This is a genomic window from Psychromonas sp. (assembly GCF_983033635.1).
In genome coordinates this window covers 1-21,076 of sequence record NZ_CEZLMY010000059.1, presented here as the reverse complement: position 1 = coordinate 21,076, position 21,076 = coordinate 1, and the positions used below count along the sequence as shown (strand labels likewise).

18 protein-coding genes and 1 pseudogene are annotated in these 21,076 nt (G+C 38.6%); 6 read left to right on the top strand and 13 right to left on the bottom strand.

Annotated features, from left to right (window positions below):
- Positions 1 to 60: 60 nt before the first annotated feature.
- Complete coding sequence (rpoS, locus tag AC4GME_RS09820) at positions 61 to 996, top strand: RNA polymerase sigma factor RpoS (protein ID WP_490379315.1); 936 nt, start codon at positions 61 to 63, stop codon at positions 994 to 996.
- Between the two features lie 75 nt (positions 997 to 1,071).
- On the opposite strand, the gene AC4GME_RS09815 is transcribed toward rpoS, so the two are convergent.
- Positions 1,072 to 1,260 carry a DUF3545 family protein gene (locus AC4GME_RS09815; RefSeq protein WP_490379314.1) on the bottom strand — a complete coding sequence of 63 codons (189 nt, stop codon included), beginning with the start codon at positions 1,258 to 1,260 and terminating at the stop codon, positions 1,072 to 1,074.
- 174 nt (positions 1,261 to 1,434) lie between these two features.
- Here AC4GME_RS09815 and AC4GME_RS09810 point away from each other — a divergent pair, with 174 nt between their 5' ends.
- The 3 genes from AC4GME_RS09810 to AC4GME_RS09800 are packed head-to-tail and all read left to right on the top strand — an operon-like array spanning position 1,435 to position 4,234.
- Entirely contained in the window at positions 1,435 to 3,054 is a 1,620-nt protein-coding gene (locus AC4GME_RS09810; RefSeq protein WP_490377575.1) for a response regulator, read from the top strand.
- Positions 3,055 to 3,086: 32 nt separating this feature from the next.
- On the top strand, positions 3,087 to 3,632 hold the full coding sequence (locus AC4GME_RS09805; protein ID WP_490377574.1) for a GspH/FimT family pseudopilin: 546 nt from the start codon (positions 3,087 to 3,089) through the stop codon (positions 3,630 to 3,632).
- Positions 3,626 to 4,234, top strand: a complete 609-nt coding sequence (locus tag AC4GME_RS09800; RefSeq protein ID WP_490377573.1) for a prepilin-type N-terminal cleavage/methylation domain-containing protein — start codon at positions 3,626 to 3,628, stop codon at positions 4,232 to 4,234. Before AC4GME_RS09805 ends, AC4GME_RS09800 begins: the two co-directional genes overlap by 7 nt.
- Before the next feature lie 510 nt (positions 4,235 to 4,744).
- On the opposite strand, the gene AC4GME_RS09795 is transcribed toward AC4GME_RS09800, so the two are convergent.
- From AC4GME_RS09795 to rdgC, 12 genes and pseudogenes are all read right to left on the bottom strand, one after another.
- Complete coding sequence (locus AC4GME_RS09795) at positions 4,745 to 5,311, bottom strand: chemotaxis protein CheW (protein ID WP_490379313.1); 567 nt, start codon at positions 5,309 to 5,311, stop codon at positions 4,745 to 4,747.
- A 12-nt stretch (positions 5,312 to 5,323) separates the two neighbouring features.
- Positions 5,324 to 7,270, bottom strand: a complete 1,947-nt coding sequence (locus tag AC4GME_RS09790; RefSeq protein WP_490379312.1) for a methyl-accepting chemotaxis protein — start codon at positions 7,268 to 7,270, stop codon at positions 5,324 to 5,326.
- 68 nt (positions 7,271 to 7,338) lie between these two features.
- Positions 7,339 to 9,531 carry a chemotaxis protein CheA gene (locus tag AC4GME_RS09785; RefSeq protein WP_490379311.1) on the bottom strand — a complete coding sequence of 731 codons (2,193 nt, stop codon included), beginning with the start codon at positions 9,529 to 9,531 and terminating at the stop codon, positions 7,339 to 7,341.
- A 58-nt stretch (positions 9,532 to 9,589) separates the two neighbouring features.
- Positions 9,590 to 9,892 (bottom strand): STAS domain-containing protein, encoded by a 303-nt coding sequence (locus AC4GME_RS09780; RefSeq protein WP_490378344.1) that lies wholly within the window; start codon positions 9,890 to 9,892, stop codon positions 9,590 to 9,592.
- A 21-nt stretch (positions 9,893 to 9,913) separates the two neighbouring features.
- Complete coding sequence (locus tag AC4GME_RS09775) at positions 9,914 to 10,279, bottom strand: response regulator (protein ID WP_490378343.1); 366 nt, start codon at positions 10,277 to 10,279, stop codon at positions 9,914 to 9,916.
- A gap of 89 nt (positions 10,280 to 10,368) precedes the next feature.
- Positions 10,369 to 11,442 carry a protein-glutamate methylesterase/protein-glutamine glutaminase gene (locus tag AC4GME_RS09770; RefSeq protein WP_490379310.1) on the bottom strand — a complete coding sequence of 358 codons (1,074 nt, stop codon included), beginning with the start codon at positions 11,440 to 11,442 and terminating at the stop codon, positions 10,369 to 10,371.
- A gap of 417 nt (positions 11,443 to 11,859) precedes the next feature.
- Positions 11,860 to 12,120, bottom strand: a pseudogene (locus AC4GME_RS09765) (methyl-accepting chemotaxis protein); the annotation flags it as partial.
- 609 nt (positions 12,121 to 12,729) lie between these two features.
- On the bottom strand, positions 12,730 to 14,463 hold the full coding sequence (locus AC4GME_RS09760; protein WP_490379309.1) for a putative bifunctional diguanylate cyclase/phosphodiesterase: 1,734 nt from the start codon (positions 14,461 to 14,463) through the stop codon (positions 12,730 to 12,732).
- Positions 14,464 to 15,120: 657 nt separating this feature from the next.
- Complete coding sequence (locus AC4GME_RS09755; RefSeq protein WP_490377146.1) at positions 15,121 to 16,614, bottom strand: methyl-accepting chemotaxis protein; 1,494 nt, start codon at positions 16,612 to 16,614, stop codon at positions 15,121 to 15,123.
- Positions 16,615 to 16,628: 14 nt separating this feature from the next.
- Complete coding sequence (locus tag AC4GME_RS09750) at positions 16,629 to 17,486, bottom strand: diguanylate cyclase (protein ID WP_490377147.1); 858 nt, start codon at positions 17,484 to 17,486, stop codon at positions 16,629 to 16,631.
- A 121-nt stretch (positions 17,487 to 17,607) separates the two neighbouring features.
- Positions 17,608 to 18,798, bottom strand: coding sequence for a formate-dependent phosphoribosylglycinamide formyltransferase (gene purT, locus AC4GME_RS09745; RefSeq protein ID WP_490377148.1), 1,191 nt, complete (start codon positions 18,796 to 18,798; stop codon positions 17,608 to 17,610).
- Positions 18,799 to 18,968: 170 nt separating this feature from the next.
- Complete coding sequence (rdgC, locus tag AC4GME_RS09740) at positions 18,969 to 19,877, bottom strand: recombination-associated protein RdgC (RefSeq protein ID WP_490377149.1); 909 nt, start codon at positions 19,875 to 19,877, stop codon at positions 18,969 to 18,971.
- 204 nt (positions 19,878 to 20,081) lie between these two features.
- Between rdgC and phoB the strand changes: the two genes are divergently transcribed.
- Both phoB and AC4GME_RS09730 read left to right on the top strand, forming a co-directional pair.
- A complete protein-coding gene (gene phoB / locus AC4GME_RS09735) occupies positions 20,082 to 20,765 on the top strand; it encodes a phosphate regulon transcriptional regulator PhoB (protein WP_490377150.1) in 684 nt (227 codons plus the stop codon).
- Between the two features lie 22 nt (positions 20,766 to 20,787).
- A partial coding sequence (locus tag AC4GME_RS09730; protein WP_490379308.1) for a phosphate regulon sensor protein PhoR occupies positions 20,788 to 21,076 on the top strand: 289 nt, incomplete at its 3' end.

Sequence of the window (21,076 nt, the reverse complement as noted above, 5' to 3'; positions counted from 1 at the left end):
GTACAGGTTTACCACAACGCTAACCGCAGAATTTAAGCATTAAATAAAGGTACACTAGCTATGGTTAAAGTGATAGAGAAAGAGTCTCAAAAAAATCCAGAAAAAAGTACGGCCGCTAAAACTGCAGATGTAAATAATATGACTGAAAGCAGCGAATTAAAAATAATGGATGCCACTCAACTTTATCTTGGTGAAATTGGATTTTCGCCATTATTAACGGCTCAGGAAGAGGTGTATTACGCACGTCGCTCATTACGCGGTGATGACGTCTCACGTAAGCGTATGATTGAAAGTAATTTACGACTGGTGGTTAAAATCTCCCGTCGTTATAACAACCGCGGTTTATCTCTTTTAGATTTGGTTGAAGAGGGTAATTTAGGATTGATTCGGGCAGTTGAAAAATTTGATCCGGAAAAAGGGTTCCGTTTTTCAACCTATGCAACATGGTGGATACGGCAAACCATAGAGCGTGCAATCATGAATCAAACACGTACCATTCGTCTTCCTATCCATATTGTTAAAAAGTTAAATGTCTACCTTAGGACTGCGCGAGAGTTAGCGCACAAGCTAACTCATGAGCCGACTGCTGAAGATATTGCTAAAGAGTTAGATGTTTCCGCGAAAGATGTCGCTAAGATATTAAAGCTTAATGAGCGTATTAGTTCAGTGGATATCCCAATTGGTAACAACTCAGATAAAGAACTATTAGATATTATTCCGGATCGTAAAGAAACGACTCCTGAGAATGAATTACAAAATGACGATATGAAGTTACGTATCGTAGACTGGTTAGAAGATCTTAATCCCAAACAACGCGAAGTATTAGCAAGACGTTTTGGTTTATTAGGTTATGAAGCTGCAACACTGGAAAATGTTGGTAAAGAGATTGGTTTAACACGTGAACGTGTTCGTCAAATTCAAGTAGAAGCTTTAAAAAGTTTACGAGATGTACTCTCTCAACAGGGATTGTCGATAGAATCATTATTCCAAATTTAGTTTACAAACTTTTTCAAGTTGAATAAAAAAACGCATCAAAAATGATGCGTTTTTTATTTGTCCGGATAATTTAGTTTAAACTAAATCATTTAATGAAACGGCAAAGCTTTGGTCAATATCGCGTAGCTCCTTTGATAATTTTTGACGCGCTTCAAGCTCTTCTATTTCTCGCCACATTCTTGCTTTCTGAGTTCTTTTTTTGGCAGGAGAAAATAGTATTTCCTCATCAGTCAGTTGTATCTCTGTATTGTGATTATATTGCATATCAATTCCTTCTTTGCATGGTGAAAACAGTGTTAATAAGGAAACAATAAGCATTAAGTATTGCAGTTTTATGATGCTCGTATGCTTTAATTAGTTAATTTAATAGCGAAAGTCCTCTGTTCAGCTAAGCTTTAATAACCCTTTTTATTTTTATATGTTAGGTATTAACAAATTATGGCATTACCCAGTAATTTTTTTTCTACACAGTCGGTGTTAGTCGTTGATGATATTGACACCATCAGAAGTGCCGTAAAAGGCATGTTACAAATGTTAGGCTGTAAAGAGATTGCAGTGGCAAGCAACGGTGATCGTGCGCTTGAATTATGTGAAGCCACAAAGTTTGATTTTATTTTATGTGATTTTAATTTAGGGAAAGGCAAAGATGGTTATCAATTATTTGAAGAGTTAAAACTAAGAGATCTACTGAAAAGTAGCACTGTCTTTATTTTGATTAGTGCGGAAACCGCTCTGCAAGTAGTGCATGGTTTAGTAGAGCTACAGCCTGATGATTATTTACTGAAACCTTTTTCTTATAAAAAATTAGAAACCCGTTTAGTTAGAGCATTAGAGAAGCGTAAAGTACTCGGCGGCATTTATGATGCCCTTGCTGTAAAAAACTATAAAAAAGCATTAGCTGAATGCGCAAAAGCGACTAAAGCGAGTAGTAAATATACGCTGGCAATTATGCGTCTGAAAGGGGAGGTGTTACTTAATTTAAAACACCCTCAATTAGCATTGGATTTATATAATTCAATTTTGGCTCTTCGAGATTTTTCTTGGGCTAAATTGGGAAAAGCGATCGCATATTATCATCTTGGTGATTACATAAACTCCGCAACACTATTAAATGAGTTATGCGAGTTAAGAGAAACCCGCATTGAGGCTTTAAACTGGTTAGCCAGTATTTATGCACAACGAAAATGCTACTCAGAAGCAAAAGATATATTAGTTGAATCGGTAAAACTCTCTCCCAAAAATATTCCAAGACAGCGGGCGTTAGCTAACCTTTCATTGTTAGAGGGCGATTGGGAGATTGCGCAACGCTGTTTTAAAACGGTATTAGAAAATACACGCTTTTCTGTGCATGAACATATCGATCATCATTTCAACTATATTCATTGTCTGTTAGATCGAGCCCGAAACAGTAACGAATTGCAGCAGGCTAAAATATTTTCACAGGTGCAAGCAACCTTGAAAAGTGCTTCACAACGCTTTGATAAAGCTCTCTTTCATGAACTTGAAAAAGTGGTGTTTTCACGCATTATGATTATGAAAGGATTGTTAAAATCTGCAACAGAATCGCTTAAAAATTGCAATGTTGAAATGATTGTTGATTGCGGGCGGGATAGTGGCTTAGCGTTGGCCAAAACCTGGTTTGAGCTCGGTGATAATGAAAAGTATGATGAAATTATGGCGTTAATTTCTTTTCCTGAAGATAGTAACAGTATTGAGGTAATGAGTGATTTGTTGCTTATCAATAAAGTTAACCAGGATCATAAAGATAAAATCGCTAAACTACTTAGTCTTAATGAGCAGGGTATTAAACTTTATCGTAGCGGTTTATATCCAGCTTCAACAAGTATCTTCCTTGATGCACATGAAATCATGCCAAACAATACTCAGTTATCGTTAAACTTAGCCCAGTCAATAACCAAAGGTTGGCCATCCACTGAAGAGTTCGCTAAGAAAAAACGTATTGCCAAGCAGTGTATTAACGTGGTTGAAGCAGGACCGCTTGATGATTTGTCAAAGCAGCGCTACCGCTCGATTGAGCAGGAACTTAAGGAAATTTAAGTGTTTAAACAAATTGAAATGAAATTAACTGTTTGTTGAACCTGCTGTTGAAAAAACGTCATTGCAAAAGGTCAGGCTTTACTATAATTGAGTTGCTTGTCACTTTGGCTGTGCTTGGAATTTTAATTTCGATTGGTGTAAATGCCTACAGTGGCATTTTTTCACAACAAGCATTAGTACAAAAGAGTGAGCATCTTTACCATTTTTTACGTTTAGCAAAATCGCAATCTATTAAGCACAACAAAAAGGTTTATGTACACTTTTGTCAATTGGGAAATAGTGGAACATGGAAAATGGCTATGAGTGATTTATCGTCTTGTGATTGTTTTGTCGCTAATTCTTGTCTGTTAGATGGTTTAGAGGTGGTCGAGGAGTTGACCGATGGTAAAGTGTTGTCTGCATCTAATGTGACTTTTAGCGGTAATCGAGCATCTTATTCTCCGATGAGATTCAGTGTCGAGACAGGCGGCGTGACCTTCTCTGATACAAATGGTTATAAGCTAAGGGTCATTCAAGGGGTAGTGCGTTTACGAGTTTGTTCGCCTGATCAAGAACAATTGGGGTATAAAAAATGTTAGTGACGCAAAAAGGTTTTTCATTAGTTGAGCTATTAATCGCACTGTTACTTGGTTCAGTATTGTTGGCTATGGTGATCGGCTTATATGTAACCGGTGTTTCTACGGGGGCAAAAAGTTTAAAATACTCTCGTTTGCGTACTGATTTACAATCAATAATCTCTATTATGGAGACTGATATAAGACGAGCAGGTTATGGTGGTCCTGATTTTATGGTGGGAAGTGGTGCAAGTAAGACAGTGGATAGATCAGCAGATAAGCATTGTATTGTTTATTATTATGATCATGATTCGACAGGCTCAATTAGCAGTGCCAATAAAATGGGGGTTAGATTTATTCCCGCTGAAAATGAAATTCAATTTGGAACTGGGGTTGGCCCTCTTGCAACTGATTGTTATTCTTCTGGTAATGGTACTTGGACCGCTCTTTCTGATAAACAGTTCATTAAAATCACTGCGTTAGACTTTACTGAGAGTATTGCTTCCAGTGCATCAGCTACAATGCGCAGTGTGCAAATTGATATTACGGGAGAATTAGTCTCTGATAGTCAATATACACACTCAATTAAGACAAAGGTGCAGGTGCGAAATCTAGAGTTTAATTAAAGCAATTACTCAGGTCGTCGCCATTTAAGCTTATTTATGAAGTACATCCGTGTACTTCATTGCTACGCAACTGGCTAAAGCCATTCAAATATGTTCCATACATATTTGTCCGCGTTGAAAAATGCTCAAAAATTCTTCTGGAAAGAATTTCAACATTCGTAGAATGGCCTAAAAGGCGTAGTACAAGGATGTACGTAGTATTTAAACGACTAAACTGCGCTTTTTCGCCTTGAACTCAGCATAAATGGCTTAGCCCTGAGCATTTACAATCTTATTTTATAAAAATAACACCTCAAATTATTGGGCTGAGTAGTTACTTAAATTATTTATTATTCAGCTGCTAGCAACAGAATAATGATTAATCTCAGTTCATAAAAATAAAAGAGTATAGTGTTAGCTTCTTTCAATAGACTCAGCTTTATCCTTAAAGTAATACCATGAATTGGTGAACGTCTGCGCGAGCAAAACAGACACTACCCGCGCAGCATAATATAGCATTTTTAAAGAATGCTATTCTAAAAGAGTTATCTCTGACACTGGTTCGCTGCTTACGCTTGCTAATGAACTCATTTCATCAACGGATAATACTCGGCTAATATCGAGGATGATAACAAAATTGTCATTAACTTTGCCCATCCCACTAATAAAATCAGCGCGAATATTAGTGCCGAAGCGCGGCGATGGTTCAATATCTGAGGGCGGGATTTCTAGCACCTCAGAGACAGAATCAACAATAATACCAATATCCATTTTTTCGTTATCACTGACTGTTTCAATAATAACGATACAACTTCTACGTGTTGTTACTGCCGGCTGTCGACCAAAGCGCGCAGATAAATCAATAACAGGCACAACCGCTCCACGAATATTAATGACACCACTTATAAACTCAGGCATCAGTGGTACAGTGGTAAGGTTCGCATACTCAATAATTTCTTTGATGCCGAGAATACCGATAGCAAACATCTCACCTCGTTGTAGAAAAGTGAGATATTGCCCACTTTCCTCAATAGCGGAGGAGTGATTCTCTTGTGCTACCATTTTTTGCAGGGCTCCAGATTTAACTAATGAACTCATAGTCATGTATCCTTAAAATTTGGCAAATTCAGACTCATCTAGTGATATATTAATTGGCGCTGGTGCTGCGGATCTTACAGGCGCTCTAGATGGACTCGGTGAGGTTTGTTGATAAGTCTTAGGAGAATTCGTCACTTGCGCAGTAATTTTAAAGAAGTTCATTACTGACTGAAGTTGTTGTGCCTGACTGCTCATCTCCTCAGCAGTTGCCGAAAGCTCTTCACTACTTGACGCATTTTGCTGGGTAATCGTATTTAATTGGCTCATGGCACTGTTAATTTGACCAACACCGGACGATTGCTCTTCAGATGCGGCGCTGATTTCCTGTACCAAGTCAGAGGTTTTATTGATTGATGGAACAATTTGCCCCAATAATCGACCCGCCGTTTCCGCTAACGTCACACTGCTAGAAGCAACTTCACTAATTTCTTGTGCTGCTACTTGGCTGCGTTCAGCCAGTTTGCGTACTTCAGCTGCGACAACAGCAAAACCTTTACCGTGCTCGCCGGCCCTAGCTGCTTCAATGGCTGCATTTAGTGCTAATAAGTTAGTTTGGTAAGCGATATCATCAATAATGCCGATTTTTTCAGCAATTTGTTTCATTGCTGCAACGGTTTGCTCAACCGCATCCCCCCCCTCTATTGCTTCAGTGGCGGCTTGTGATGCCATGCCATCGGTGACTTTTGCATTTTCCGTGTTTTGCGTAATTGATGCCGTCATCTGTTCCATTGATGCGCTGGTTTCTTCAACACTTGATGCTTGCTCATTTGAGGAAGAGCTCATTGATTGTGCCGTCGCACTCACCTCTTCAGAGGCACTGGCAAGACTATTTGAGGTACCGCGAACTTCAGTGATAATGCCTGATAGTTTCTCGACCATTGCCATCATCGCCCTTAGAAGTTGCCCCGTTTCATCATTACTTGTCACTTCGATTTTAGAGGTTAAATCACCTTCCGCTAATTGATTGGCAACCGTTACCGCTTCACGGATTGGACCTGTGATAACGCGTGTTATCAATAACGCTAAAATAATGCCTAAAATAACTGCAATGACACTAACCGTGATTACAAATTCGCTAGACTGCTCATTTGCTTCATGTTGTTCAGTGCCTAAAACATCTAGTTCATCTTTAAGCGATAACTTAAGATCTGTAGCTAATTTACCGACATCTCTACCAGCAGCCGCAACGATAGCTTGAAGCTTATCACGCTCAAAGCTAACCAGAACAATTTCCTTAAAAGCAGCAAGGTATTTATTACTATCTTCACCTACTTTAGAAGCTAAGGCGCGGTGCTGCTCATTAATTAGCTCTTCTTTTAACTCTGCAACAATCTCCTGATAAGCGCTAAATTCTTTTTGCGCTCTATCTACAGTCGCCTGATCGTGATTCTGTAAAAATTGAGTGATGGCCAGTCTGGCTAATAATAGATGGCGTGTGGCACGCGCTGCATCATAAGCACTGTCCATATTACCATCTTCTTTAGTGCCGACTAAAATGGCGGAGATGTCTATTACACTTTGAGAACCCACTTTTTTTAGTACACCGTTAAGCAGTTCATTACTGCGGTTAACGTTGTCAATTAGTTTGCTAAAGGTAGTGCCGTATTTCTGTATTTGCGCTTCGATCTCAGCAAACGTTGCTTTATCATCTTTGTGCTTGGTAAATTTTTTCGCTTCAGCAACCAGCTCCTGAACCTTAGCAGTTTGTGCTTGTTGACTGGCAAGGGAGTCTTTACTTGAAGTATGAATATAATCTAACGCAGCCATGCGCATGCCCATCAGGTCAGTCAAAACACGACCTGCGTTATCGTTAGTCGTAGCTTCCGAACCATAAGTAGCGAAGCCGGAAGAGGCCTTATTTAAGGCATTGTAAGATATAGTCGCGGTGACAACGAGCAAGAGCAGTACTAAGCCAAAGCCGAATCCTAAACGCATTCCAATTTTCATATTTTTAAACATGTTTATTACCTCGCTGATTACATATATGAGTTTTTATTAAATTTTTTAACTATGTTTAATTACAGTGTTTACGAAACTTGTTTTAATTCATGGTCTGCTGCGTCTTGCACCAGTTGCTGCACATCAAGAATCAGTGCAACATCACCACTCCCGAGTATGGTTGAACCTCCTATCCCTCTGATTTCACTAAACAGTTTACCAAGAGGTTTGATCACGGTTTGAAATTCACCCATTAAACGATCAACAACGAGTCCTGCTTTTCGCCCGGCATAATGCACCACAACAATATTGGCGCGTGCGTTTTGCTCGTTTTCCACAGGGAGGTAATTAAAATGATCTTTTAATTTTACTAGCGGTAATACTTCACCGCGCAAGTTAAAGTAGTTACTCTCACGGCCATTATTGCCTGTGATTTTATCTATATCGGCATATTCCACACATTCAATAACCATATCCAGTGGCACAACATAGGAATCATCTCTTACCCCAACCTGGAAACCATCAATAATAGCCAGGGTCAGCGGTAAGCGAATGCGCACAACAGTGCCAGCACCTTCTTCACTTTCTAGTTCGATAGAACCTCGTAACGACAGAATATTACGTTTAACCACATCCATGCCGACACCACGACCGGAAATATTCGATACCGAATCTGCAGTTGAAAAACCCGGATGAAAAATGAGCTGATTAATTTCATCGTCGCTAAGCACTTGTCCTTCTTCTATAATATTTTTCTCCAGTGCTTTCGTTAATAACTGCTTTTTGTTAAGTCCTTTACCATCATCAATTATTTCAATAACAATACTGCCAGAATCGTGATAAGCATTTAGATGAATTTTACCTTGCGGCTCTTTACCTGCCGCAATACGTTGCTCTGGGATCTCTAGGCCATGATCTAACGAATTACGTACTAGGTGCATTAACGGGTCGCCTATTTTTTCTACGACCATTTTGTCAAGTTCGGTCTCAGCACCCGTGATAACAAGTTCAATGCTTTTCTCAAGTTGACCGCTGACATCTCTCACTACCCGTTGGAAACGGTGAAATGTTTCTCCAATCGGCACCATGCGTAAACTTAATGCGTTATTACGGATACTATCGACTAAGTCATCGACTATACCACTGGCTTCTTCAAGCTCTGTGTGATTGGATTTATTCGCCAGTAAAGAGGCTGAAGCACTGGCAATAACCAGCTCTCCCACCATATTTATAAGTTCATCAAGCTTGTCTGAATTAACGCGCACAATACGCGATTCTGCGCTTTTTTTAGTGCGCACTTTTTGTTGTTTTTCAACCGCTGCACCGACAACTTCTTGAGCAACAACACCTTGGTCAACTAAAATTTCGCCGATACTTTTTCCGTCACCGGCACTGCTATTTAGCTGTTGTTTTGACAGGGCATTGTTTAATTCTTTATGGGTTAATACTTGGCTTTTTACTAATAACTCACCGAGCAATTCATCTTCTTCCGGTAGTTCCTGTATTAATTCAATGTAACTGCTGATTGCACTATGTGGCGGGACAATGCGTATATCACAGTCTTCTTGCACAAACTCAAAGACAGATTCAATTTCTTCTTTATTGCTGTCGGACTGTAAATCAATTTCAAAACCGAGATAGCAGGCCTCGGGATCAATATCTTCTAGACTGGGTATTTTATCGGGTAAAACAGAGAGAGAAATAATGCTGCCAATTTGCTGTAAATATTTAATAAAGGACTTCGGATCCATACCTTGTTTCAATACATCAACACCAAAACGTAATGAAATATGCCAGTTATTAGTAGAGGAGATAACCTCTTCATTGGCTAAGGTTTCAATGACACTTTCCGATGAAACCGCACTAACAACTTCAGTTAATGGCGTATGCATAAAACTATTTAATTGTACAATTAACTCATCACTGGTTAGCAGAAAATCTGGAGAAAGCACGTTGTCCTTAGCTATTACTTCATTAACAAGATCGGAGATATGATCCCCCGATTTGAGTAAGGCTTCGATAATTTTTTTATCAATGGAGATTTCATTATCTCTGATTTTATCGAGCAGGCTTTCGGCAACATGTGTGAAACTGACTACATCATCGAAGCCAAAAATACCGGATGTCCCTTTAATGGTGTGAGCAGCTCTAAAAACTGCATTAATCGCCTCCATATCATCAGGACTGGTTTCAAGATGTAATAAGGCATCTTCCATAGCGGTTAAGAGCTCTTCTGACTCAACCAAAAATCCCTGTTTAGCAGCATCTAGATCGTTACTCATTTTAAACTCCTAATAAGTTATCTTTAATTTTTATACGAACCTTGTAATGTCTTAGTAATTATTTACCTAAAATCACCGGATCGCCGAAAAACTGGGTCATATTAAACAGGTCTAAAAGCTCAATAACTTCACGGCTGTGTGCGGTAAATGCCATCGATTTTTTTTGTTTAATCGCATCATTTTTTAGTGATACCATTAGTTGTAATCCAGCACAGTCTATTTCTACAACATCAGATAAATTAACTTCTATCTGCTTGTGAGCTGCCAGTGTTGCTGAAAACAATGCCTGCAGATCCATCGCTTCATAAATGGTCATATTTTCTGGTTTTAATACTGCGAGTTTTATATTATCTGTACTCATCTTATTAACATCCTTTCAATATTATGGAAGTATCAATTTAGCAACAGCTGTCAACATTTGATCCGGTTTAAAGGGCTTTACTACCCATGCTTTAACACCCGCAGCTCTGCCTCGGTCCTTCATATCATTACCCGCTTCTGTGGTCAGCATAATCACTGGCGTAAACTTATAGCGAGGCAACTTTTTCATTGCGCTGACAAAGCTAAGACCATCCATAATCGGCATATTGACATCTGAAATCACTAAATTGATTTTTTTGCCATCCAGTTTATCTAAAGCTTCTTTACCGTTTCCAGCTTGAATAACATCATATCCCTTACCTTGCAAAGATATTGCTACCACTTGCCTTAATGAAGCTGAGTCGTCAACGACTAAAATAGTTGCCATATTTTTATCCTTTTAAATGTAAAAATATTTTGTTAAATGTGAACGTGTAAAGTGTCCACATACCCGTTTTCTAGAGTTTTAGTCTTTAGTTACAGGCCCGAGCGATGATAATCTAAAATCGCCCCTGGAAACTGTCCTAAGCTAAGCTCTTTTTGAACCGCGCCTCTTTTCATCGCCTCTTTGGGCATGCCATAAACAATGCAGCTTTTTTCACATTCGCCTAACGTAACACTGCCTGCATCTTTCATCTCTTTTAACCCGCGAGCGCCATCATCCCCCATACCAGTGAGAATAATTCCCATCGCATTTTTTCCTACATATCGTGCAACTGAGCGAAATAAAACATCAACCGCAGGTTTGTGTCTGGTCACTAGTGGACCATCTTTAAGTTCTATTTTGTATAAAGCACCACTTCGATTAACCAATATATGTCGATCTCCAGGAGCAATGTAAACATGACCTGGCAGTATGGTTTCATTACCCTTAGCTTCAACAACTTCCATTTCACAGAGGGTATTGAGACGGGCTGCAAAAGCGCCAGTAAAGGCTGCTGGCATGTGTTGCACAATAACAATGCCTGGTGATACGCGAGGGAGTTGAGTTAATATTTTTTCTAGTGCTGTTGTTCCCCCCGTGGAGGAGCCTATCGCAATAATACGCTCAGTTGTGCGCTCCATAGCACCGGTATGAGGCAAAGATAATATTGCGTCAGCGGTTAATTTTTTAGTCGCTTGCAGGGTGACAGGACTACGCTTAGTAACGCGGGCTTGGGATGCGCCTAACACTGCATTAATTATTTCATCTGCTGATTCGCTTAAAAAACCTTTTATGCCAAGTCGAGGTTTAGTGATAATTTCAATCGCGCCTAAAGACATTGCCTGCATGGTTGTCTCAGCGCCTTTTCCGGTCAAGCTTGAGCACATAACCACAGGCGTTGGACGCTCGCTCATTATTTTGCGCAGAAAGGTGATGCCATCCATTCTTGGCATTTCAACATCAAGAATAATAGCGTCAGGCCATTGTTTCTTCATATGATGCATTGCAAATATTGGATCTTGTGCAGCCGCGCATACTTCCATTTTAGGATGGGAGTTGATTATTTTTGTCAGCACTTGCCTTACAACTGCAGAGTCATCTACAAGTAACACTTTTATTTTATTCATAGATTTATCACCAATTTATGGAGACAATAGGCCTGTGCCAGAAGGGCTGTTAACCCCTTAGAAAAATTCAATTTCATTGCAATCCTCTTCAATTGAATGTGATTTCTCTGATGTACTGCTCGTATGTAAATTGCGTTGCTCTGAAGTGGTATAGCCTTGGCTCATCTCTTTTAGCCAGTGGCTTTTATCAATATTTTCAATATCATCAGGATCTGCTAACAACAATGAAAAACGTGTAATTTCGCCTTTGGTATGTTCAAGTATTTGTGCTATTCGGTCTTGAAATTGTAATGAGACTAAAACATCATTAATCTCATTGGTGATTTCTATACCGTGTGCTTTTAAAAGACCTGAAGAGTCCGCAAATTGATTCATCATAAGATCAAGTCTTGAAATCACTTCCCGAATTACTTGTTGAGATTCCTCTGATTTTAATTTCTCGCCATCAAGTTGACTCTCGGTAACACCTACTGCTGAGTCCATAGCCGAGCAGATGCTGTCGACTTTGCCCGTCATTTGCTGGCCGGTATCTGATGAACGTTGCGAAAGGGTTCTCACTTCATCAGCAACAACCGCAAATCCACGGCCACTTTCTCCCGCGCGAGCTGCCTCAATAGCTGCATTTAATGCCAGTAAATTAGTTTGATTAGCGATTCCTTGCACATCTGTCGCCATCGTTTGCAGCTCATCAGTAAAACCTTGTAAATGAGTTACTTCATTTAACAGTTCGACTTTTGAAGATAAAATCTCCTCGAAATTAGTATTTAATGAGCTGAGCTGAGTTTCACTTTTCTCCATGATTTCCGTTATGCTTGTTCCTGCATTTCCAGACTCCAATGAATCCACATCTTGCAATGTATCTCTTAGCGATTGCACTATCTCGGAAAAACGCTTAGCCAGTGTGTGTATCGCATCGGTAGATTGCCCGATAACATCATCAATTTGACCTTGCCATAAAGGTAAAATTGTTTGACAAAGATCGGTGAGTTTATTGAATTTTTCGATCTCTTGTTTTTCTTGCTCAGCTAACGTGTTTTTAACTTTTTGAATTTGCTTGAGAAAAGAAATTTGTTGCTGATGAACTATACGAGCAACCGCAACCGATGCGAAAAACATAAAGGTAGCTAAAGCGACGGGTAATAATTCAAAACCCACTTGCAGTAATATAATGACAGCTGAAATAAGCCCTAAAGAAATAACAGCTAGCGTTGTTTGGTTGAAAAACAGTTGTTGTTTCATCGTTATTTTTCTCTCTTTAGTTATTTGCACAGAAAGTTAATGAATCAATTAATTATCCATAAATTTATAAAAGTCTTCGATTGGTAACGGGCGAGAAAAGAAGTAACCTTGAATCTCTTCATCTGCATTTAAATGATCACGAATAAATGCTAATTGAGTGCTGTTTTCAACCCCTTCAGCTATGACGTTTAAATCTAAGCTGTGAGCTAGGCCAATTATGGCTTTAATAATAGAAACGTTACCGTCATTGTTTTCAATTTTATTTACAAAATATCGATCTATTTTTAACGTGGTGACAGGAAGCTGAGTTAAATATTCTAGCGATGAATGTCCAGTACCAAAGTCATCAATAGCAACACCGATATCAAGAGTCCTAGCTTTTTGTAGATTGCTGATACAAGTGTTCATATCTTCCATCAGTTTTGTTTCGGTAATTTCTAATATTAAGTATTCAGGGGGAAAATGATGTGTTTTTAATATTGCTTCAATTCTATTGACAAAATCGACCTCTTTTAATTGTACGGGGGCTAAATTAACGGCTATTTTGAAAGGTTTATTGGTTTTTTTTACAATGTTACTCGCATATTTTACGGCAGTATTTAAAATCCAATAACCGAGTTCTACCATCAGCCCAATCTCTTCAGCTAAAAGTACAATTTTTTCAGGCGATACCCAGTCACCATTAGATAGCTTCCAGCGAAGTAATGCTTCTGCACCATTAACGCTTCCATTATCCGAGGAGACAACAGGTTGAAAAAACAATTCTAACTCTTCATTTTGTAATGCACTTCGCAGACAATTGACCATAATGGCTTTTTCTGTTGCGAGTGTGTTTAATGCTTGAGAATTAAATCGACAACACATACCACCATCTCTTTTTGCTTGCGCAGAAGCGATTTCAGCACTGAGAATTAAGTCATTAAGTGAGTTTACTGTGTTACTTAAAACACAAACACCGATATGGCAGCTAACAGAAACTTCTTTATTGATTAAGGAAAATGGCTGCTCAATAACTGCTACCAACCCTTGTAATTTACTAATTAAAGCCTGCAGTTCAAAGGCTTCCGTATTGTTTTTAAGCAACAGAGCAAAACGGGTTTCTGACCAGCGCGCTAAGGTATCAAAATGAAAAAATTCCTCTTTTATTCTTGAGCTGAGTAATACATATAAAAGATCTATTTCAGCAAGTTCCACAGACTCCCGTAGATGCTCTATGCGTTCAATATTAATAAAAACCAATGCAAGCGGGGTTCGTATTGATTTATCACCTTGCCATTGAGTTGATACTTCATATGCGTGTTCAAGTATTTCTAAAAAATAACTGCGATTGGGAATCCCAATTAACTCATCGTATTTGGTTAATTGCTCGGCTAGTTTATCCGAGGCTAATTTAGTTGTTCCCTGTCCAATAGTTGCAATAATGGTTCGTTCAAATTCATCAATTTGTTGGTTGCTAATATGGAGGCAAGATCTGTTTTTACAGTGAAAGCGATCTAGATTTTCGAGATGGATACAATTATCAGCACCTGAATTGATGGCTTTATGAATTGACTCGAAAGTTAACGAATTGAGCAATAAAACAACCGGAAGCTTAGGAAATGCTTGTTTTATTTTCACACAAGTTTTATCAGATATTGTATCGCTTTCAGTATCACCTAACAGTAGCAGGCTAAAGTGAATATTCTGGATTTCATGTTTTAAATCATCATAATGATCAAAGAAGAAAAAATTAACGTCTATTAAGCGACACGCAGACTTCAGCGTGAATAAATTTGTCTGCATTTTTTCAGATGCATTATAAATTGCAATTATATATTCGGATGCGATATTAATATTGACCTCCTACCTGCAATTTAACTCTTATTAAATATAGGGTTATACTTTTTTGCTAAGATAATATTAGCAATATTTTTTTCAAATAAAGCTTATGTAAAATCCCCAGAATAACAACCATAATAACCACGAGTAGATCACGGTTATTTGATTTAAATATGCGAACAGATGGGCTGTTTTTTGATTTTTTTATGGTGGAGTAGCACGGTAAGTGCTCATGGCTGTCAATCTGCTTTTTAATCACACACAAAAAATAGTTGTAGATCCAAAGCATTTCCGCGCAAAAAGCATCTGCTTGTTTATCAGCCAATATATGGCCTGCTTTTAACAATTAAATTGCATAGATCTATTTTGGGGGATTGATTGCGATAACTTGATAAAAAATTAGCTTGGGGATGTGTGGTTGAGTTTTGTCGATGACAGTGGCTTTGTTCCGTTATTTTCGCAGTGCGTTAATGCCGATCTTGTACTATCAATCAATTGTGTTTGTAAATAGGTATTTCTATGCTTACAGATCCTTCCGTAAATGATTTGACAGTCTAAAAAAATAAACAACAGGAATTATATAAAATATGCACCTGTTGTTTATTTAGTAATTTTTATTATTTATATTTTGAATTTAGATAGGTTAGAGGCTAAACCAGTACCCAGTTCACCCAATCGTTCACTCGCACTACGTGCGCCCTGTGCGTTTTCAGTCACCTCATTAGTGATATTGAAAATCTCTGTAACATTACGACTAACATCTTCTGCGACTGCATTTTGTTCGTCTGAAGCGGTTGCTATCTGCGCATTCATTCCACTAATTTGATCAATCGTGGTAAGAATTTCAGCTAACGCACTGCTGGCATTTGCAGATTCTTGCACTGTTTTTTGTAATGCACTCTGGCTTTCTTCCATTGAATCATTTGCATCTGAAGATGCTTTTTGTAACTCATCAATGATCTTTTCAATTTCGGAAGTCGACTCTTGGGTGCGTTTCGCTAAACTACGGACTTCATCTGCAACCACGGCAAAACCACGTCCTTGTTCTCCAGCACGAGCTGCTTCAATGGCTGCATTTAGAGCTAGCAGGTTAGTCTGTTCCGCAATGCTTTTAATAACATCTAATACAGAGCCAATGGTTTCACTTTTATCCTTAAGCTGATTGATTTTCTCTGCTGTTACCATCATATCATTGCCCAGCAAGTTGATCTGCTCGGCCGTGCTTTCTACTACATCGCTACCTGTTTTGGCAAGTTCACTACATGTTTCTGTACTTTTTGCCGTTTCATTAGCATTTTGTGCTATTTCATTGGTAGTGAGTGACATCTCATTTAAGGCTGTGGAAGCTTGTTCTATCTCTGCTAATTGCTGCTGGGTTGCTTGTACATTGTTAGAAGCGCTACTGATTATTGTGCTTGAAGTATTGTTAACTTCATTGGCAGTGTCCATTACACCTTTAATTATGTCATGCAATTTGATAATAAAACGATTGAAATTATCTGCAAGTTGACCAATTTCATCGTTAGTTTTGATTGTTAAACGACTGGTGAGATCCCCGCCCCCTGATGCAATAACTGATAATGCATCGCCGACCGTACGCAGTGGTTTAACAACAAGTCGCGTAAGCGCTAACCAGTTAGTTATTTGCAGTACGATTAATAAAATGAAAGCAATAACAAAAAAAGTAGTTTTAACCATTGCTAACATTAAGTCATTACTATCCGCACGGTAAACGATGGATAACTTACCAATATGTTTGCCGCCAGACCAAATAATTGGCACATCTTTTACTATGCTGTCCTCTGCTGAAGGCTGTTCGTTACTTTCTGTTTTTTCAGCTAATAATTGATCACGGTGATCATAGGCACTAATTTTGTGGATAAAAGGCTGCATAACAAAGGCACCAACGATATCTCCGATTAGCTCTTTATCATAAGCAAAAACAGGCTCTTTCAATACAATGGCCAGGGTTGTTTGTGAATCATCAATTTCTTGTACCAGCAATTCATCAAAGTAATCGCTTGCCATAAAATAACTGATCGAAAAAACAGCAACCATTATTAGCAATGAAACACTACTCAGTAACAACATAGATTTTTTAATAATTGAATTCATTTTTTTCTCTCTTATTATAAGCTGGTTGGATCTAACCAAAATTCTTTACGATTAATCGGAGTATCAGGGTGCATCGCGGGGTTAGCTATTTTAATCACAGTACGGTTTTTTAGATTGGTTTTATTCAAGGCATCTTTAATGAGCTGATTATTGAAAAATAACTCATCAAAACTCCCATCTGCAATCGCCATTTCAAAACCTTGGTATAATTTATCGTGAAGTGCCTGATTATCTTTATTTACAAAGAAGTACATCGCAAATGGATAAACTAACATTATGTTTTTTTCAACGGTTAGATTTAAATCTGCTCGTTCTTCAACTTCGCTCCACGGTTCATGAATTGCGCGCGGGAAGTAATCAAAGCGATCACCTTCTAACATAAAAAAGAGATTAGGGTACTTAAGTGTGGTTATTACCGGAATATCGGCATTTTTTAAGATCTCTGTATCTCCCCAATGCGTTCCTTGCCCCGCGTTTAATTGTTTTAAATCATCAAGAGTTTTGATGTTATTAAAGCGCGCTTGGTTTTCTTTCTTAATAATAAAAATTCGGTGGCCAAGTAACCCTTTGAAGAGTGGTATTCTGACAGGTTTTAATGCTGACTCTAAGGTCGGATCGACACCCGCCCACATAAGGTCAATATTGCCCAATTTTATTTCATCTACCAGACGTGACTGCGGCAAAGATTCCGAGTGTTGCCGTATAGTCGCTTGAGGATCTGTTTTATTGAGTACTAAGGCAAGAATATCAACGGCGAGTTGTTCTTTTACTCCTGCTACCTTATTAATGACGACTTCACTACTTTGAGCATGTGTTGTGATTAAAAGGCTGAAAGCGGTAAGTAAAATACTTATCCATTTTTTTGGGTGCATATGTCTATGTCCTTGGTTATTTCCGTTGTTTATTTATGCGAAATAAATGCATGTTTACGCATTGTATTTTAGCGGGTGTTTTTTTAAAGTATTGTCTTTTATCAACCAGATGAGATTTGCTTTAATAAAGCACTTCAACTTTGTCAGATACTAATTTAGCGTTTGCAATCGCTTTTTGTGTATCTTCACCACGTGCAATCGCTACACCTAAGCGACGTGAACCGTTAATATCCGGTTTTGCAAACAAACGCATCTGAGCACCAGCTACAGAAGCAAGAGCCTGGCTAATGTTAGCAAACTTAATATCTTGTGATTGTCCATTACCTAAAATTACACTTGATGCTGTCGGTCCATATTGTGTGATGGTGCCGATTGGCAGACCTAAAATAGCACGTACATGCAGTGCAAATTCAGAAGCATCTTGAGAGAGTAGCGTTACTAAACCAGTATCATGTGGACGAGGTGAAACCTCATTAAAGTAGACTTCGTTTCCTTTAACAAAGAATTCCATGCCAAACAGACCATAACCGCCAAGTTCTTTAACTACTTTTTCAGCAATCTGTTGTGCTTTTTGTAGTGCCTGTTCAGACATTACTTGTGGCTGCCAAGATTCACGATAATCACCATTCTCCTGACGATGTCCAATTGGTGCACAGAAATGAATACCATCAACAGCACTTACCGTTAATAATGTGATTTCATAATCAAAGGGAACAAAGCCTTCCACAATTATACGCCCGGCACCTGTGCGTCCGCCTTCTTGAGAGTATGTCCAAGCATTTTCTAAGTCCGCCTCAGACTTGATCACAGTTTGACCTTTACCTGAACTACTCATTACCGGTTTAATTACACAGGGAATGCCAACTTCTTTAACTGCTTGTAAATATTCTTCTTTGCTGTCGGTAAATACATAAGGAGATGTTTTAACAGCAAGCGTTTCAGCAACCAGGCGGCGAATACCTTCTCTATCCATGGTCAATTTTGTTGCGCGAGCAGTTGGCACAACATTAAAACCATCGGCTTCTAATGCAACCAGTGTATCGGTGGCAATCGCTTCTACTTCTGGAATAATAAAATCAGGTTTTTCAGCACGAATAATTTCTTCTAAACGCTGCCCGTCAAGCATACTTACAACATGCGATGAATGAGCTACTTGCATAGCCGGTGCATTTTCATAACTGTCTGCGGCAATCACCTCAATGCCAAACCGTTGTAATTCAATAGCGACCTCTTTGCCAAGTTCGCCAGAACCTAATAAAAGGGCTTTTGTTGCACTGTTTGATTTTGCACTGCCAAAAATAGAAACACTCATAATATTCAACTCGTTGTTTAAATGAAGGGGACTTATTTGGGCAGGAATAATAGCAGAAAAGGAGGGGGATTGTTTGCAGTAAAAATATAAATTTTTGGTCTAAATTGGCAGGAATAAGAGCATAACCTCTGTAATTGAGTAATTACAGAGGTCATTGTTTTGCTTTTATATTACAGGCTCTGTTCGCCACCAAATGCATCAATTACAGCGGGAATTAATTGTTTAATTTCACCGGTCATTAACGCAAAGTCAGCATCAAAACGTGCTGCAAAATCATCTTTATCGATATCTTCGTTTTGCTCCTGTAAGACATCTGAAAATTTAATACGTTTTAAAGCAAACTCTTCGCCAATTATAAACGAAATACTATCGGCCCAGTTCAGTGCTAATTTAGTAACGAATTTATCCGCAGATAAATGATTTTTTATCTCATCAGATAACAGATCCTGTTGTTTACAACGAATAATACCACCGCCTTCTAATGCAGAGCATAACTCCGCTTCATCTTCTAACTTGAAGTTAGCTGGGATATTACCTTCCACTAACCAGTCGGTCATTATCACATCCGCCTGGTTTTTAAGTTGGATTGGCACAACAGGTAAACTACCAAGTGTTTTACGCAGTAGTGAGATTAACTCTTCTGCTTTGCGTGTGCTTGAAGCATCAACGTATAACATATCTGACTCCGGATCAATCCACGCAAAGGTTTGCGATGTGCGGCTAAATGCTCGAGGCAAGAGCTGCATCACGATCTCCTCTTTTAAGCTGTCCTTCTCTTTTTTCTTTAGCGCGCGACCTTGCTCAAGTTCAATCGCTTCAACACGTTCATTAAGTTGATCTTTAATGACCCCGGCAGGTAGCATTTTTTCCTCTTTTTTGAGGCAGATAAGGATCTGTTTTGTTGCAAGATGAGTATACATTGAGCCTGATTTTCCCATTGGGAATACCCAACCAAGTTTAGAAATATCCTGGCTACCACAGCTTTTGAATTTAAATTCTTCAAGATTTTTTTCTAAAGCATCAGCATCCTGTTCAAGCGGACGGGTAAAACGATAAACTTGTAGGTTTTTGAAAAACATGAAATGCACCTTAATTAAAGAGAAACGAAATTGGCATAGAGTGTAAATGATTTTTAGTGAAATCGGCAAAAGTTGATGATTTTTTTTAATAAATGCTATTTTTCTTCCAGTTTTATGGCAGTTTATGAATCATTGTCATATAAGTGTCATAATGCCTGGTAATAATGCACCCACTTTAAATAGATAATAAATAGGTAAAGTAGAATGGCAACTCGCATTTTGGTCGTAGAAGATGAAGTCGCAATCCGCGATATGTTATGTTTTGTACTTGAACAACATGGCTATGAATGCAGCGAAGCTGACAGATATCAAACTGCTTTGAATAAATTAGCGGAGCCTTACCCTGATCTTATTTTATTAGATTGGATGTTTCCCGGTGGCAGTGGTATTAAATTATTACAACATTTAAAACAAGATGAAATGTTGCGTCAAATTCCGGTGGTGATGTTAACAGCACGTGGTGAAGAAGAAGATAAAGTACGCGGGCTTGAAAATGGCGCCGATGATTACATCACCAAACCGTTTTCACCTAAAGAGCTGATGGCACGTTTAAAATCAGTTTTACGCCGTGTTAACCCGACCTCTCTCGATGATACACTCAAAGTAGGTAAATTGAAGTTAGATCCTGTTTCCCACCGGGCAACACTTGCCGAAATGCCGTTGGAGATGGGACCTACAGAGTTTAAATTATTACATTTTTTTATGACCCATCCAGAGCGGGTTTACAGTCGCGAACAACTACTAAATAACATTTGGGGTACCAATGTTTATGTTGAAGATCGCACTGTGGATGTGCATATACGCCGATTGCGCAAAGCGCTACTTGATCACGATTATTTAGTGCAGACTGTACGCGGTGCTGGTTATCGCTTTTCAACACGTTCATAATTGATTTATTAGAGTAACTAATTTGAAAATATACTCATGGAAAGAATTAATCTGGGCTTTATTCTTTGTTTATCTGCCAGTTTTGATTATTGGATCATTATTTAACTGCTTAACTGAGTTACTGCTCGCCTCTTTTTTTGCCCATATTATTTGGCATTATTATTATCTTAAAAAATTAAACAACTGGTTATGGAACAGTAAAAGCACCGTCTTACCCCATGGTCAGTCGGAATGGGAACATGCATTTACGGGTATCCATAATATGCAGCAGCGCCATCGTAAACGCCGTAATAATTTGGCCAGTGTTATCA